Annotated in this window: 18 protein-coding genes; 14 read left to right on the top strand and 4 right to left on the bottom strand. The window is 72.2% G+C overall.

Annotated features, from left to right (window positions below; all coding sequences use genetic code 11):
* Positions 1-15 precede the first annotated feature (15 nt).
* From FHX81_RS13970 to FHX81_RS13920, 11 genes are all read left to right on the top strand, one after another.
* On the top strand, positions 16-1,092 hold the full coding sequence (locus FHX81_RS13970) for a PhoH family protein (RefSeq protein WP_141978543.1): 1,077 nt from the start codon (positions 16-18) through the stop codon (positions 1,090-1,092).
* A 5-nt stretch (positions 1,093-1,097) separates the two neighbouring features.
* Positions 1,098-1,652, top strand: a complete 555-nt coding sequence (ybeY, locus tag FHX81_RS13965; RefSeq protein WP_141978541.1) for an rRNA maturation RNase YbeY — start codon at positions 1,098-1,100, stop codon at positions 1,650-1,652.
* A 13-nt stretch (positions 1,653-1,665) separates the two neighbouring features.
* Entirely contained in the window at positions 1,666-2,964 is a 1,299-nt protein-coding gene (locus FHX81_RS13960; protein WP_141983934.1) for a hemolysin family protein, read from the top strand.
* Positions 2,957-3,289, top strand: a complete 333-nt coding sequence (locus tag FHX81_RS13955; RefSeq protein ID WP_141978539.1) for a cytidine deaminase — start codon at positions 2,957-2,959, stop codon at positions 3,287-3,289. The genes FHX81_RS13960 and FHX81_RS13955 overlap by 8 nt, the downstream gene beginning before the upstream one ends.
* Positions 3,290-3,619: a (2Fe-2S) ferredoxin domain-containing protein gene (locus FHX81_RS13950; protein WP_141978537.1), complete on the top strand. Its 330-nt coding sequence runs from the start codon at positions 3,290-3,292 to the stop codon at positions 3,617-3,619.
* Between the two features lie 69 nt (positions 3,620-3,688).
* Entirely contained in the window at positions 3,689-4,585 is an 897-nt protein-coding gene (era, locus tag FHX81_RS13945; RefSeq protein WP_141978535.1) for a GTPase Era, read from the top strand.
* Positions 4,586-5,338: a DNA repair protein RecO gene (recO, locus tag FHX81_RS13940; RefSeq protein ID WP_141978533.1), complete on the top strand. Its 753-nt coding sequence runs from the start codon at positions 4,586-4,588 to the stop codon at positions 5,336-5,338.
* A 43-nt stretch (positions 5,339-5,381) separates the two neighbouring features.
* Positions 5,382-6,200 (top strand): isoprenyl transferase, encoded by an 819-nt coding sequence (locus FHX81_RS13935; protein WP_141978531.1) that lies wholly within the window; start codon positions 5,382-5,384, stop codon positions 6,198-6,200.
* A complete protein-coding gene (locus FHX81_RS13930) occupies positions 6,201-6,626 on the top strand; it encodes a YbjN domain-containing protein (protein ID WP_281291734.1) in 426 nt (141 codons plus the stop codon).
* The gene (locus FHX81_RS13925; RefSeq protein ID WP_141978529.1) at positions 6,626-6,898 is read left to right on the top strand and encodes a hypothetical protein; all 273 of its coding nucleotides are present in this window, start codon (positions 6,626-6,628) and stop codon (positions 6,896-6,898) included. Before FHX81_RS13930 ends, FHX81_RS13925 begins: the two co-directional genes overlap by 1 nt.
* 82 nt (positions 6,899-6,980) lie before the next feature.
* Positions 6,981-9,725: a P-loop NTPase fold protein gene (locus FHX81_RS13920; protein ID WP_141978527.1), complete on the top strand. Its 2,745-nt coding sequence runs from the start codon at positions 6,981-6,983 to the stop codon at positions 9,723-9,725.
* Here the strand turns inward: FHX81_RS13920 and FHX81_RS13915 are convergent.
* Positions 9,710-10,360: an SAM-dependent methyltransferase gene (locus FHX81_RS13915; RefSeq protein WP_141978525.1), complete on the bottom strand. Its 651-nt coding sequence runs from the start codon at positions 10,358-10,360 to the stop codon at positions 9,710-9,712. The two genes, FHX81_RS13920 and FHX81_RS13915, sit on opposite strands and share 16 nt — an antisense overlap.
* 98 nt (positions 10,361-10,458) lie before the next feature.
* Here FHX81_RS13915 and FHX81_RS13910 point away from each other — a divergent pair, with 98 nt between their 5' ends.
* Positions 10,459-11,469, top strand: a complete 1,011-nt coding sequence (locus tag FHX81_RS13910; RefSeq protein ID WP_141978523.1) for a permease — start codon at positions 10,459-10,461, stop codon at positions 11,467-11,469.
* 13 nt (positions 11,470-11,482) lie between these two features.
* Positions 11,483-12,202 (top strand): TIGR03943 family putative permease subunit, encoded by a 720-nt coding sequence (locus FHX81_RS13905; RefSeq protein ID WP_141978521.1) that lies wholly within the window; start codon positions 11,483-11,485, stop codon positions 12,200-12,202.
* On the opposite strand, the gene FHX81_RS13900 is transcribed toward FHX81_RS13905, so the two are convergent.
* Genes FHX81_RS13900 through FHX81_RS13890 form a run of 3 tightly spaced genes read right to left on the bottom strand, consistent with a single transcriptional unit; the run spans position 12,190 to position 13,331 of the window.
* Positions 12,190-12,621 (bottom strand): Fur family transcriptional regulator, encoded by a 432-nt coding sequence (locus FHX81_RS13900; RefSeq protein ID WP_141978519.1) that lies wholly within the window; start codon positions 12,619-12,621, stop codon positions 12,190-12,192. The genes FHX81_RS13905 and FHX81_RS13900 overlap by 13 nt on opposite strands.
* Positions 12,618-13,019, bottom strand: a complete 402-nt coding sequence (locus tag FHX81_RS13895; protein WP_141978517.1) for an ArsR/SmtB family transcription factor — start codon at positions 13,017-13,019, stop codon at positions 12,618-12,620. The genes FHX81_RS13900 and FHX81_RS13895 overlap by 4 nt, the downstream gene beginning before the upstream one ends.
* A 45-nt stretch (positions 13,020-13,064) precedes the next feature.
* Entirely contained in the window at positions 13,065-13,331 is a 267-nt protein-coding gene (locus FHX81_RS13890; RefSeq protein WP_246107806.1) for a hypothetical protein, read from the bottom strand.
* A gap of 17 nt (positions 13,332-13,348) precedes the next feature.
* Here FHX81_RS13890 and FHX81_RS13885 point away from each other — a divergent pair, with 17 nt between their 5' ends.
* Positions 13,349-13,729 (top strand): antibiotic biosynthesis monooxygenase family protein, encoded by a 381-nt coding sequence (locus tag FHX81_RS13885; protein WP_141978515.1) that lies wholly within the window; start codon positions 13,349-13,351, stop codon positions 13,727-13,729.
* The last annotated feature ends 78 nt before the right edge of the window (positions 13,730-13,807 follow it).

Below are 13,807 nucleotides of genomic sequence, written 5' to 3'. Positions count from 1 at the left end.
AGGGCCCGAGGCCACGTGGCCGGTACCGACGACAACACGCCGCAGGCAGCCACCACCGCGGCCGACGCCCAGTCCAAGTTCGCCGTGCCCGACGGCGCGGTGCTCGCCCTGCTCGGGTCGCGCGACGAGAACCTCCGGCTCGCCGAGGAACTGCTGGTCGCCGACGTGCACGTGCGCGGCAACGAGATCACGCTCTCCGGCCAGCCGGCCGACGTGGCGTTCGCCGAACGGGTGTTCTCCGAGCTGGTCACCCTCGCCAGCCGCGGTCAGCAGGTGGGCCCGGACACGGTCCGCCGCACGGTCGCGATGCTGTCCGCGGGCACCGCGGAGTCGCCCGCCGAGGTGCTGAGCCTGGACATCATCTCGCGGCGCGGCCGGACCATCCGGCCGAAGACGCTGAACCAGAAGCACTACGTGGACGCGATCGACCAGAACACCGTGGTGTTCGGCATCGGTCCGGCGGGCACCGGCAAGACCTACCTGGCGATGGCGAAGGCCGTGCAGGCGCTGCAGGCCAAGCAGGTGAACCGGATCATCCTGACCCGGCCGGCGGTCGAGGCGGGCGAGCGGCTGGGCTACCTGCCGGGCACGCTGTACGAGAAGATCGACCCGTACCTGCGCCCCCTGTACGACGCCCTGCACGACATGGTCGACCCGGAGTCCATCCCGCGCCTCACCCAGGCGGGCACGATCGAGGTCGCCCCACTGGCCTATATGCGTGGTCGGACGCTTAATGACGCGTTCATCATCCTGGACGAGGCGCAGAACACGACGCCCGAACAGATGAAGATGTTCCTCACCCGGTTGGGGTTCGGGTCGAAGATCGTGGTGACCGGTGACATCACGCAGGTCGACCTGCCCGGTGGGCAGCGCAGCGGCCTGAAGGTCGTCAAGGACATCCTCGAAGGTGTCGACGACGTCCATTTCTCCGTCCTGACCAGCAACGACGTGGTCCGCCACCGGCTGGTCGCCGACATCGTGGACGCCTACGAGAAGTGGCAGGTCGAGCAGGACGAGGGTGACGCGGCCAACGGGCACCAGCACCACGCCGGACCCGGTGCGCGGTCGCGTGGGCAGCGCCGGGGACGATAGGCGCCGTGAGCATCGAGATCGCGAACGAGTCGGGCGTGAGCGTGGACGAGCCGTCCATCGTCGCCGCCGCCCGGTTCGCCCTGGACCGGATGGGCGTGAGCCCGTTGGCCGAGCTGTCCGTCCTGCTGGTGGAGCTGGACGTGATGGCGGACCTGCACCAGCGCTGGATGGACCTGCCCGGCCCGACGGACGTGATGGCGTTCCCGATGGACGAGCTGGACTCGGCGCGCCGCCCGGACGCCGCGGGCCTCGGCCCGGCGTTGCTCGGCGACATCGTGCTGTGCCCGGACTTCGCCAAGGACCAGGCCAAGAAGGCGGGCCACAGCCTGCTGGACGAGCTGCACCTGCTGACCGTGCACGGCGTGCTGCACCTGCTCGGCTACGACCACGCCGAGCCCGCCGAGGAGCGGGAGATGTTCACGCTGCAGAACCGCATCCTGGGCGACTTCCGCACCGCGGCGGCCGAGGCGGAGCGCAAGTCGGCGCAGCGCGAGGCGGACTCGAAGCTCCTCGGGGCGGTGGGCCTGGAGGACGCGGACCGGCCCGAGCCGACGACCTGAGGCGGCCGGGGTGATAGGCAGTTCCGCCGGCTTGCTGGTGTTGGCCGTGGTGTTGGTGTTGGCCGCGGGTGCGTTCGCGGGGGTGGACGCGGCGCTGGGCACGGTGTCGCGGGCCCGGGTCGAGGCGTTGCAGCGGCAGGGCCGGGCGGGCGCGGGGCAGTTGATCGCCCTGCTGGCCGACCGGCCGCGGCACGTGAACCTGCTGCTGTTGCTGCGGCTGGGCTGCGAGCTGGCGGCGACGGTGATCGTGACCGTGGTGTGCCTGGGTCTCATCGCCACCGACTGGGTGGCCATGCCGGTCGCCGGGCTGAGCATGCTCGTGGTGTCGTACGTGCTGGTCGGCGTGGGTCCGCGGACGATCGGCCGGCAGCACCCCTACGCGGTGAGCCTGCTCGCGGCGGGCCCGATCCGGGTGCTGGGCCGCGTGCTGGGGCCGTTGAGCAAGCTGCTGATCCTGGTCGGCAACGCGATCACGCCGGGCAAGGGCTTCCGCGAGGGTCCGTTCTCGTCCGAGGTGGAGCTGCGCGAGCTGGTCGACATGGCGCAGGAGCGGGGCGTCGTGGACGAGGGCGAGCGCGAGATGATCCACTCGGTCTTCGAGCTGGGTGACACGATCGCGCGCGAGGTGATGGTGCCGCGCACCGAGATCGTGTGGATCGAGCAGACCAAGTCGATCCGCCAGGCGCTGGCCCTGTCGCTGCGCACCGGGTACACCCGGGTGCCGGTGATCGGGGAGAGCGTGGACGACATCGTCGGCGTGGTGAACCTGAAGGACCTGGTGCGGCTGACGCTGGCCGAGGAGCCGAACGGCACGTCGGTGGCGGACGTGATGAAGCAGGCGTCGTTCATCCCTGACTCGAAGCCGATCGCGGACCTGCTGCGGGAGATGCAGCTGTCGCGCAACCACCTGGCGGTGGTGGTGGACGAGTACGGCGGCACGGCGGGCCTGCTCACCATCGAGGACATCCTGGAGGAGATCGTCGGCGAGATCACCGACGAGTCCGACACCGACGACCGGCCGCCGGTGGAGCACCTGGACGACGGTTCGGTGCGGGTCAGCGCGCGGCTGCCGGTGGACGACCTGGACGCGTTGTTCGGCACCGAGCTGGACGACCACGAGGTGGAGACGGTCGGCGGGCTGCTGGCGCAGCGCCTGGGCCGCGTGCCGCTGCCGGGCACGGAAGCCGAGATCGCGGGCCTGCGGATGCGGGCCGAGGGCGGCAAGGACGAACGCGGGCGGATGCGCATCACGACGGTGCTCGTGCGCCCGGTGGACAACGGCGACGACAGCGAGGGGACCACCGGTGAGTGACCTCGACCCCGAGGACCAGAAGATCGTCACGCTGGCGCGCTCGGCGCGGGCCCGCACCGGCGCGGCGGAGGGCGCGGCGGTGCGTGACACGGACGGCCGGACCTACGCGGCGACCACGATCGCGCTGCCGTCGCTGAAGCTGACGGCCCTCCAAGCCGCCGTCGCCGCGGCCGTGTCCAGCGGCGCCGAGGGCCTGGAGGCGGCGGCCGTCGTCACGGCGTCCGGCGAGGTGGACCAGGACTCGGTGGCGGCGGTGCGCGACCTGACCGCCGACGCGCCCGTGCTGCGCGCCGACGCGTCGGGCGCGGTGCAGGAAACCGTGTAAGTGCGCGACTACGTCACCGTGTGCCGCGGCTGCTGCTGCGGCACGCTCAAGAAGCACCCGGACTACGACCACGACGAGCAGTTGCGGCGGTTGCGGGCGCTGGCCGACGGTTCCGGCGGTCGGCTGCGCGTGCGCACCGCCGACTGCCTCGACGCGTGCGAGAACTCGAACGTCGTCGTGGTGAAGCCCGCCGGGCAGAAGCCGGTGTGGCTGGGCTTCGTCCTGCACGACGCGGTGATGGACGACGTTGAGCGCTGGCTCACCGACGGCGGCCCGATGCCGGCGACGCTCGAGGTGAACCGCATCGCGCCGCCCGCGCAGCAGGCCTGAACAGGTCCGGCACGGGTGCCTGGCGAGGGCTGACGCGGCGCGGTCGGCGGGGGCGGGGACAATGGGTGGATGGATGGTTACCGCTCCGGGTTCGCGTGCTTCGTCGGCCGCCCCAACGCAGGCAAGTCGACGTTGACCAACGCGCTCGTCGGGACCAAGGTCGCGATCACGTCGAGCAAGCCGCAGACCACCCGGCACACCATCCGGGGCATCGTGCACCGCGAGGACGGGCAGTTGGTCCTGGTGGACACCCCCGGCCTGCACCGGCCGCGCACCCTGCTCGGCCAGCGGCTCAACGACCTGGTGCGCGAGACGTGGTCCGAGGTGGACGTGGTCGGGTTCTGCGTGCCCGCCGACCAGAAGGTCGGCCCCGGTGACAAGTTCATCGCCGCCGAGCTGGAGAAGATCGCCAAGCGCACGCCGGTCATCGGCATCGTCACCAAGACCGACCTGGTCGGCCAGCAGCAGGTCGCCGAGCAGCTGCTCGCCCTGCAGAACGTGATGGACTTCGCCGAGCTGATCCCGGTGTCCGCGGTGGACGGCTACCAGGTCGACGCCCTGGCCGACCTGGTGCTGGGCAAGCTGCCCGAGGGGCCGCCGCTGTACCCGGACGGCGAGCTGACCGACGAGCCGGAGCTCACCCTGGTCGCCGAGCTGATCCGCGAGGCGGCGCTGGAGGGCGTGCGCGACGAGCTGCCGCACTCGATCGCCGTCGTGGTCGAGGAGATGCTGCCCCGCGAGGGCCGCGACGACCTGGTGGACATCCACGCCAACGTGTTCGTGGAGCGCCCCAGCCAGAAGGCGATCATCCTGGGCCACCGCGGTGAGCGCCTCAAGCAGGTGGGCATCACCTCGCGCCGGCACATCGAGAAGCTGCTCGGCACCCGCGTGTACCTCGACCTGCACATCAAGATCGCCAAGGACTGGCAGCGCGACCCGAAGCAGTTGCGCAGACTGGGGTTCTGAGTGGCGAACCTCTACCGGGACACCGGGGTGGTCCTGCGGGTGCAGAAGCTCGGCGAGGCCGACCGGATCATCACGCTGCTCACCCAGCGGCACGGCAAGGTGCGCGCGGTGGCCAAGGGCGTGCGCCGCACGTCGTCCCGGTTCGGCGCGCGGCTGGAGCCGTTCGGGCACGTCGACGTGCAGTTCTACCCCGGCCGGTCGCTGGACGTGATCACGCAGGTGGAGACGCTGGACGCGTTCGGCGTGGTGCTGGTGGACGACTACCAGCGCTACACGGCGGCGTGCGCGGTGCTGGAGACCGCCGACCGGCTCACCGCCGAGGAGGGCGAACCGGTCGTCCGGCTGTACCTGCTGGTCACGGGCGCGTTGCGGGCGTTGGCGGCGAAGGAGCGGGACGCCTCGCTCATCCTGGACGCGTTCCTGATGCGTGCGATGGCGTTCGCCGGGTGGGCGCCTGCGGTGGACGAGTGCGCCCGCTGCGGCGACCCCGGCCCGCACAAGGCGTTCAACGTCCACGCCGGGGGCATGGTCTGCCCGCGGTGCCGTCCGCCGGGCAGCGCCACGCCGTCCGCCGACACGTTGCGCCTGCTCGCCGCGCTCCTGCGCGGCCGGTGGGACGTGGTGGACGGCATCCCCGCGGGCGCGCGCCGCGACGCGAGCGGCCTGGTCGCCGCGCACCTCCAGTGGCACCTGGAGCGGCAGTTGCGCTCGCTGCCGTTGGTCGAGCGCAAGGCGCAGCCGGCCGACGGTTAGGCTCGCTCGCCGCACGAGAACCCCACCCATGGAGAGGACAGCCATGCTCCGCCGACGGCGGGTTGAGCGCGTCCAGCGCGTTCCCCGACCCCCGGAACCGCACCCGACCGGCGCGACGCCGCCGGTGCTGCCTGCGGACCTCGTGCCCCGGCACATCGCGATCGTCATGGACGGCAACGGCCGGTGGGCGAACCAGCGCGGCCTGTCCCGCATCGAGGGCCACAAGCGCGGCGAGGCCGTGGTGGTCGAGGCCGCCAAGGGCGCGATCGAGATGGGCGTGAAGTGGCTGTCGCTGTACGCGTTCTCCACCGAGAACTGGCGGCGCAGCCCGGAGGAGGTCCGCTTCCTCATGGGCTTCAGCCGTGACGTGATCCACCACCGCACCGACGAGCTGGACGAGCTGGGCGTGCGGGTGCGGTGGGCGGGTCGCCGGCCCAGGCTGTGGCGCAGCGTCATCAAGGAGCTCGAGGTCGCCGAGGAGCGCACGAAGGACAACACCGTGCTGAACCTGGCGATGTGCATCAACTACGGCGGGCGGGCCGAGGTCGGCGACGCGGCGCGGGAGATCGCCCGGCTGGTCGCGGCGGGCAAGCTCAACCCGGAGAAGGTGGACGAGCGCACCCTGGCCAAGCACATGTACCAGCCGGAGATGCCGGACGTGGACCTGTTCATCCGGCCCTCCGGCGAGCAGCGCACGTCGAACTTCCTGCTGTGGCAGTCGGCGTACGCGGAGCTGGTGTTCCAGGACATCCTGTGGCCCGACTTCGACCGGCTGGACCTGTGGCGCGCCTGCGAGGCGTACGCCATGCGCGACCGGCGCTTCGGCGGCGCCGTGGACAAGCCCGACGTGGAGGATGCTTAAGTGACCGACCAGGACGCCAAGGTGACCGCGGAACTGCTGACCGCGGCCCGTGAGGCGTTGGAGATGTTCCACGACGTCCACGTCGACGACGACGGCGCGTTGAGCTTCCAGCACGGCGAGGTGCCGTGCGCGGTGCAGGCGATGCGGCTGGCCGAGGGCCTGACCGTGCTCAGCCTGACCTGCGTGGTGGCCTGGGACCTGCCCGACGACCGCAACCTCGCCGTGTCCGCCGCCGAACGCGCGGGTCAGGGCCTGTTCGGCACGCTCGGCGTGGTGCACACCGAGCGCGGGATGGACGTCACGTTGCGCTACGCGTTCCCGGCCGAGGGGTTGAAGCCGGAGCCGTTGAGCACGCTGCTGATGTTGGTCGTGTCCACTGCTTCGCAGCTGCGCAACGAGCTGCTGGCCGGAACCGGGAGCGCCTGATGGCCGGTGTGATCGTGTACGAGCCCGACGACGAGACGGACGTGGAGGGCCTGCCGTGGGCGATCACGTTCGAGGCGTCGGCGGGGGAGGAGTGGGCGTCGTTCGTGTGCGGCCCCTACGACCGTGACGACGCGGTGAAGCTGGCCGAGGAGGTGCTCGCCGCGAGCCGCGGCGTGACCGCCGTGGTCGAGCCGCTGTTGCCGGTGGCGGAAGCGGCGGACGTGCTGGCGACGATCGCCGAGCTGCGCGACGAGGAAGCCGACCCCGAGTAACCCTCAGTAATGAACCCGGTACCGTCGGCACTCCAATAGGTTGCCGGCGCGACCGGGGGGCCTGGTGAGTTCACCGAGGATCGTGAAACTGGGGAACGTCGACGGGGTGGCGGTGGCGGTCTGCGTCACCGCCGAACCGTGGGACATGGGGGTCGACGCGCTGGTCGTGTCCGTGGGGGAAACCCTCGGTGACCTCGGGTCGGTCCTGGCCGATCGGTTCCCGACCTTCGACCAGGCCGTCTCGCGGGTCAACCTCGCCCGCATCGCGCCGTCCGACCCCGAGGTTGTCCGGCTGAGGGGCATCGGCTCGCTCGCCCTCGTAGTCCTCGCATCGCCCCATGGCGATTACGGGCTCGTGGACACGTCGAGCGTGGTGGCGGCGACGCGGGCGGCGATCCGCACGGCTGCCCGGGAGGGCGCGACCGGTGTCGCGCTGCCCCTGCTCGCCACCGGCGCGCTCGGCCTCCCCCCGCGCGATGTGGCCGCGGCGGTCGTGCCGGCGGTCCTGGACGTCCTGCGGCTGCCCTCCAGGCGGGGGTTGCGGCAGGTCGTGCTGTTCGGCCGTGACGCCGAGGTGGTCGACGCGGTTGTCCGTCGGTGGTCCGATCACGATCGCCCACCCGCGGAGGCCGAGGCGCCGACGTCGGTGGCGGAACCGGAGCGCGCGACGCCGGTGGATCGCCCCGATGAGCGCCGGGTGTCGGACGACCTGGCCGGCGGGGTGTCGAGCGACCTGGTCGACCCGACCGAGCCGATCCCCCTGGCCAGGGACCGGCTCGGCGTGGCCACGTACGCGTCGATGCTGGCCGCGGTGATCGCCGAGCGCGCCACCCCGACGCCGCTGTCGGTCGGCGTGTTCGGGGATTGGGGCTCGGGCAAGAGCTTCTTCATGGGCATGCTACGCGGGCGGATCGGCGAGTTGGCGGAGTCCGGCTCGCCGAAGTACTGCCGACGCGTGGTGCAGATCGGGTTCAACGCCTGGCACTACGCGGACACCAACCTCTGGGCGAGCCTGGCGGACGTCATCTTCCGCGCGCTCGCCGACGCGGACCGCGACCCGCACCGGCAGCGCGGCGAGCTGCGCCGCCTGCTGGCCGAGACGGTCGACCGGCACGACGAACTGGCAGAGCTCAACCAGCGTGCCGAGGAGGAGGTCGCCCGCCTCAAGGCCAAGGTCGACGAGGCCGACCGTCAGCACGTCACCGGCGCCCGCGACCTGCTCATCGCGCTGAGGGAGTCGACCCGGCTGCGGGAGCGGCTGGACCGGGTGTGGAGCCGGATCGGCGTCGCCGACGAGGTCGAGCAGGGCCGGCTGCTGTCGCAGCAGCTGCGGGACTCCCACGCTGACGTGGACGCGCTGCGCCGATTACCGAGCGACCGTCAGGGCAAGGTCGCGCTCGCCGCGGCGGGTGTCGTGCTCGGCGTCACGGCGGCCGCCGCGGTGGTGGCGCCGCTGATCACCTGGCTCGGCGGTGTCGCGGGCCTGGCCCTCGCGACGGTCGGCGGCGGGCTGCTCCTGCGTGCCCGCAAGGGGCTGGGTGAGCTGCGCGTGCTGGCCGAGGATATCCGCGGCGGCCTTGACCGGATCCACGAGGAACGCGTACGCGAGCAGGTCTCCGACACCGTGGACCTGCTCCGCAAGGCGGAGGCGGACCAGCTCGTCGCCCAGGCGCAGCTGGACGAGGTGGTCACCCACGTCGGTGAGCTGGGCAGGCAGCTGGCCAACCTCGACCCGGCACGCCGGATGTCGGCGTTCGTGGCCGCCAAGGGCGAGGCCTACACGCGTGACCTGGGGGTCGTGTCCGTCCTGCGCAGGGACTTCGAGCAGCTCGTCGCGCTGCTGGCCGACTGGCGGGCGAACCCCGACGCGGACCGCGGCGGGCAGCGACCGGTCGACCGGATCGTGCTGCACATCGACGACCTCGACCGGTGCGAGCCGCGGCAGGTCGTGCAGGTCATGGAGGCCGTGCACCTGCTGCTGGCGATGGACCTGTTCGTCGTGGTGGTCGGCGTCGACCCGCGCTGGCTCGTGCGCTCGCTGCGCGACCACTACGCCGGTGTGCTGGACGGGGACACCGCGGCGTCACCGTGGCGCGTCCTGCCGGAGGACTACCTCGAGAAGATCATCAACATCCCGTTCACCCTGCCCGGCATGGCCCGCGGCAGGCTGGGCGAGGTGCTGCGGTCCATGGCGGAGGTCGAGGCACACACCTCGGTCGCCGGGGACGGCCCGGACGTGCCGCGAGCCGATCCGGGCGACGACGTGCCGGAACACGTGCTGCCCGTCGAACCGGGGGCGCAGCTGGATACCTCCACGCCCGCTCCCCTGCCCGCCCGGCCGCTGACCGAGCGCGAGATGGTGTTCCTCGCCGCACTGGACCCGCTCGTCGACACACCGCGCGCGGCGAAGCGGCTGTTCAACATCTACCGGATGATCCGCGCCACCCGCGACCTCGGCGACGCGGCGCGGTTCCTCGGTGACGACGAGCGGCCCGGCGAGTTCCAGGCGGTGGTCGTGCTGCTGGGGATCGTCGCCGTGGCACCCTCGCTGGCCGTCGCCGTGCTCGACGCCCCGCCGGCGGTGGAGGTCCGCGGCGGGCTCGTGCACCGGGACCAGGGCGGGACGTGGGCCTCGTTCGCGGCGGACCTGCGGCCGGACGACGGGCACTCACCGGTCGTCGGGAGGGTCACCCCCGATCAGGAAGGCCGGTGGCTGCGGTTGCACGACGGGCTCGAAGGGGTCACGCGCCTGGTCACGTTGCCGGGGCTCGCCGTGTTCCAGGAGTGGACCCCGCACGTGCGGCGGTTCTCCTACTTCGACCGCTGAGGTCTTTCGAGCACCTCGTACCCGATGAACGCGAACATGCGGGCGCCCGGGGTCAGCGGTCGCGGTTCGGCCCGGAAGCGGTGGACGCCGACGCCGTACCCCGTGTCCGGGTCGGACAGCCACCGGCGCTCGAACCCGCGCTCCTCGAACCACGCGCAGATCGACGGCACGAGGTCCGGAGCGCCGCGGTGACGGGTCCAGATCACCGTGCCACCCGTCCGGCACAACGCGGCGCAGTGGTCGACGGTCCGCTCGACGTCGGAATCGGTGATGTTGCCGAACACGCCGCAGACCAGCACGAGGTCCGCCGGGACCAGGTCGCGGTAGTGGTCGGTGAGCGAGGCGTCGGCCGTCAGCACCTCCACCCCGGGCAGGCCGGCCGCCCGTGCCGCGGCGACGTCGGCGTTGCGCGGGTCGAGCTCGACCAGGCGTGCTCGGACGTCGTCGCGCCGGGGGTGGTCGGCGAGCACGTCCAGCAGGTCACGCCCCTGGCCTGCGCACAGGCTCACCGCGCGCAACGGTCCCGGGGGACTGTCGTCCAACGCGGCCCGGACCTGCTCCTGGACGGCGCGCAGCCGCCGGGCCAGCCCCGAGTCCGGACGGTCGTAGTCGTCGTGCCACCCGTGCCAGTCCACCCCGCGAACCTACCGCCGGTGACGGCCGCGTGGCCGTCGGCCGAAGACCAGCCGGAGGTCGGTGAGCCACGGGCCGGAGTTCTGGCATCATCTCGAAAGTGACAATCACTGGCGAGATCCGCGGCTCGCGCCGGCGCGGCACGCCACCGCGCTGGAAGATCACTTCGCTGGAAGTGCTCTGCGTGCTGCTCGTGCTCGCGCTGGTGCTGCAGGACTGGCTGGTCGGCGTGCTCGACGTGCCGGTGCTGCGCACGGCGTCCACGGTGTTCGTCGCGGTGTGCGTGCAGGCGCTGCCGTTCCTCGTCCTCGGCGTGCTCATCAGCGGCGCCATCGCGGCGTTCATCCCGGCGAACGTGCTGCGCAGGGCGTTGCCGAAGAAGACCGCGCTGGCCGTGCCCGTCGCCGGTGTCGCCGGGGTCGCGCTGCCCGGCTGCGAGTGCGCGTCCGTGCCCGTCTCACGCCGCCTGATGCAGCAGGGCGTGGCACCCGCCGTGGCGCTGACGTTCCTGCTCGCCGCGCCCGCGGTGAACCCGATCGTGCTCGTGTCCACGGCCGTGGCGTTCCCGAACGCGCCCATGATGGTGCCCGCCCGGTTCGTCGGCGCGCTGCTCACCGCCATCGTCATGGGCTGGCTGTGGACCCGGTTCGGCAAGGCCGAGTGGATCGCCGAACGCGCGTTGCGCCGCCTGCCCGACCACGACGGCACGTCCCGCTGGGCGGTGTTCGCCGAGACCGCGCGGCACGACCTGGTCGACGCGGGCGGGTTCCTGGTGCTCGGCGGCGTGTTCGCGGCCGCGTTCAACGTGCTCGTGCCGCAGGAGTGGCTGGAGACGCTGGGCGGCCAGGTCGTGCTGGCCGTCGTGGTGCTGTCGCTGCTGGCCGTGGTGCTGGCGCTGTGCAGCGAGGCCGACGCGTTCGTCGCGGCCTCCATGTCGGCGCTGCCGCTGCTGCCCCGGCTGGTGTTCCTCGTGGTCGGCCCGGCGGTCGACGTCAAGCTCATCGCGCTGCAGGCGGGCGCGTTCGGCAAGTCCTTCGCGGCGCGCTTCGCCCCGGCCACGTTCCTGGTGGCGATCGCGTCGGCCCTGGCGGCGGGAGCGGTGTTCCTGTGAGGCGTGAGGTCCCATGAGACGAGAGACGCAGAACATCCTGCTGGTCCTGCTCGGCGGCGCGCTGCTCAAGCTCGCGCTGACCGGCACGTACCTGCGGTACGTCAAGGAGTCGCTGCAACCGTGGCTGGTCCTGACCGGCGGCGTCATGGTCGTGCTGGCCCTGGTGTCGATCGTGCGCGACATCCGCGGCGGTCAGCAGAACCCGAGCGGCGTCGAGCACGCCGGGCACGAGCACGGCACGTCCCGCAGCCCGTGGATGCTGCTGCTGCCGGTGTTCGCGGTGTTCCTGATCAGCCCGCCCGCGCTCGGCGCGGACACGGTGAACCGGTCCGACCGCAACGCCGCCCAGGAGGCCAAGGCGTCGAGCGGGTTCGCGCCGCTGCCCTCCGACGACGTCGTCCCGCTCACCATCTCGGAGTTCGTCACCCGCACGGCGTGGGACGACTCCGGCTCGTTGGACGACCGCACGGTCAAGCTCACCGGGTTCGTCGTGCGCAAGGACGCCGACGTGTTCATCGCCCGGTTGACCATCTCGTGCTGCGCCGCGGACGCCTCGCCGGTCAAGGCGAAGATGGTCGGCCAGGACTTCGCCGCGCTGCCCACCGACCAGTGGGTCGAGGCCACCGGCCGGGTCGTGCCCGGCTCGGCGACCAAGGAGAGCGCGTTCGTGCCCACGTTCACGGTGTCGCAGGTCGTGCCGATCGCCACGCCCGAGGACACCTACGAGGGCTGAGCCTGCCCGCAGCAGTCGCGGCACGTGCCGAAGATCTCCACGGTGTGGCTGACCTCGACGAACCCGTTCTCGGCGGCGACGCGGTCGGCCCACTTCTCCACCGCCGGGCCCTCGACCTCCACCGTGCGGCCGCAGTTGCGGCACACCAGGTGGTGATGGTGGTGCTGGGAGCAGCGGCGGTAGATCGCCTCACCGGAGTCGGTGCGCAGCACGTCCACCTCGCCGGCGTCGGCCAGCGACTGCAACGTGCGGTAGACCGTGGTCAGGCCGATGCCCTCGCCGCGTTTGCGCAGCTCCTCGTGCAGCTCCTGGGCCGAGCGGAACTCGCCGAGCGAGTCGAGCAGCTTGGACACCGCGGTGCGCTGCTTGGTCGACCGCAGGCCGGGCACAGCGGTGGTCGGACGCTCGCTAGTGGTCACATCTCCTCCGTCCGGGGGGACCGGTCGGTCTGGTTGATACCACGCGGCCCCTCGTCCACATGGGTCACCGCGTCCACCACGATGTGCGCGAGGTGCTCGTCGACGAGCCGGTAGACGACCTCGCGGCCGTGCCGCTCGCCGTGCACGACGCCCGCCGCCTTGAGCACCCGCAGGTGCTGGCTGATCAACGGCTGGGCCACGCCCAGCGCCTCGACCAGCTCGTGCACGCACCGGTCCGCCTCGCGCAGTTGCAGCACGATCGCGATCCGCACCGGCGCGGCGAGCGCGCGCAGCAGCTCACCGGCCGCGGACAGGGTCCGGGTCGGCTGGCGCGGCGCCGGCGGGGGCACGCGGCGTTCCGGGGAGTGCACGTGCTCGCCCCGCACTCCGACCGTCACGTCGCCTCCCACGTGGTATGGATTTTCACCACCGATACTACGGCGCTAGAGCACGGACACCGTGATGAGCACCAGGACGGCCAGCACGAGGAGTCTCAACACGCGCGCGCTCGGGGTGAGCAGGGGCCAGGTCGTGGCGAGCAGCGCCGCCACCCCCAGCGCCAACAGGCCCAGCAGCAGCGCGCCCACCGTGCCCTGGAGCCACACGCCGAGCCCGAACAGCACCAGGACCAGCAGGAACGCCGCCGGCGCGGGCACCCGCGAGAGCGGTCCGGCACCGGGGATCAGGGTCCGCTTCGAGTTACCAGCCACCGTGGCATCCTTGCACCGTGCTGCTCGTGTGCCGCTTCACCGTGGCCGAACCCGGGGTCGAGGCGTTCACCGGGCGCGTCGACCGGGCGTTGGCCCTGCTCACCGCCCAACCCGGCTGTCGGCGTGCCCAGCTGTCCCGGTCGACCGACGAGGCGGACCGGTTCGTGCTGACCGTCGAGTTCGACTCGGTGGTGGCCTACCGGCGGGCGCTGTCGCCGTTCGAGGTGCGGGAGCACGTCATCCCCCTGCTGTCCGAGGCGAACACCGACGAACCCGCCGCCTACGAGCCGCTGCTGGTCGCCGCCGACGGCGCGGTGCGGCGCGAGGTGAGCCTGCTGGCGCACGACGCGGGCACCGTCCGCCTGGGTGAGGCCGCGGGGCCGACCACCCCGCGCTGAGCGGACCGCCGGGGCGCGGGGCGTGGCCCGGTCGCCCGATGGGGAGCTGACGGCAAGGACTACCCTGGCAAGCCCGTT

It is taken from the genome of Saccharothrix saharensis, from assembly GCF_006716745.1.
In the GTDB taxonomy this organism is placed as follows: Bacteria; Actinomycetota; Actinomycetes; order Mycobacteriales; family Pseudonocardiaceae; genus Actinosynnema; species Actinosynnema saharense.
The sequence above is the reverse complement of the archived record's forward strand: the minus strand, read 5'-3'. Positions and strand labels throughout refer to the sequence as shown.

Coding starts and splice junctions, on each gene's coding strand:
- era (WP_141978535.1), top strand. CDS start 3,689: ATGGATGGTTACCGCTCCGGGTTCGCGTGCTTCGTCGGCCGCCCCAAC.
- FHX81_RS13935 (WP_141978531.1), top strand. CDS start 5,382: ATGCTCCGCCGACGGCGGGTTGAGCGCGTCCAGCGCGTTCCCCGACCC.
- FHX81_RS13925 (WP_141978529.1), top strand. CDS start 6,626: ATGGCCGGTGTGATCGTGTACGAGCCCGACGACGAGACGGACGTGGAG.
- FHX81_RS13905 (WP_141978521.1), top strand. CDS start 11,483: ATGAGACGAGAGACGCAGAACATCCTGCTGGTCCTGCTCGGCGGCGCG.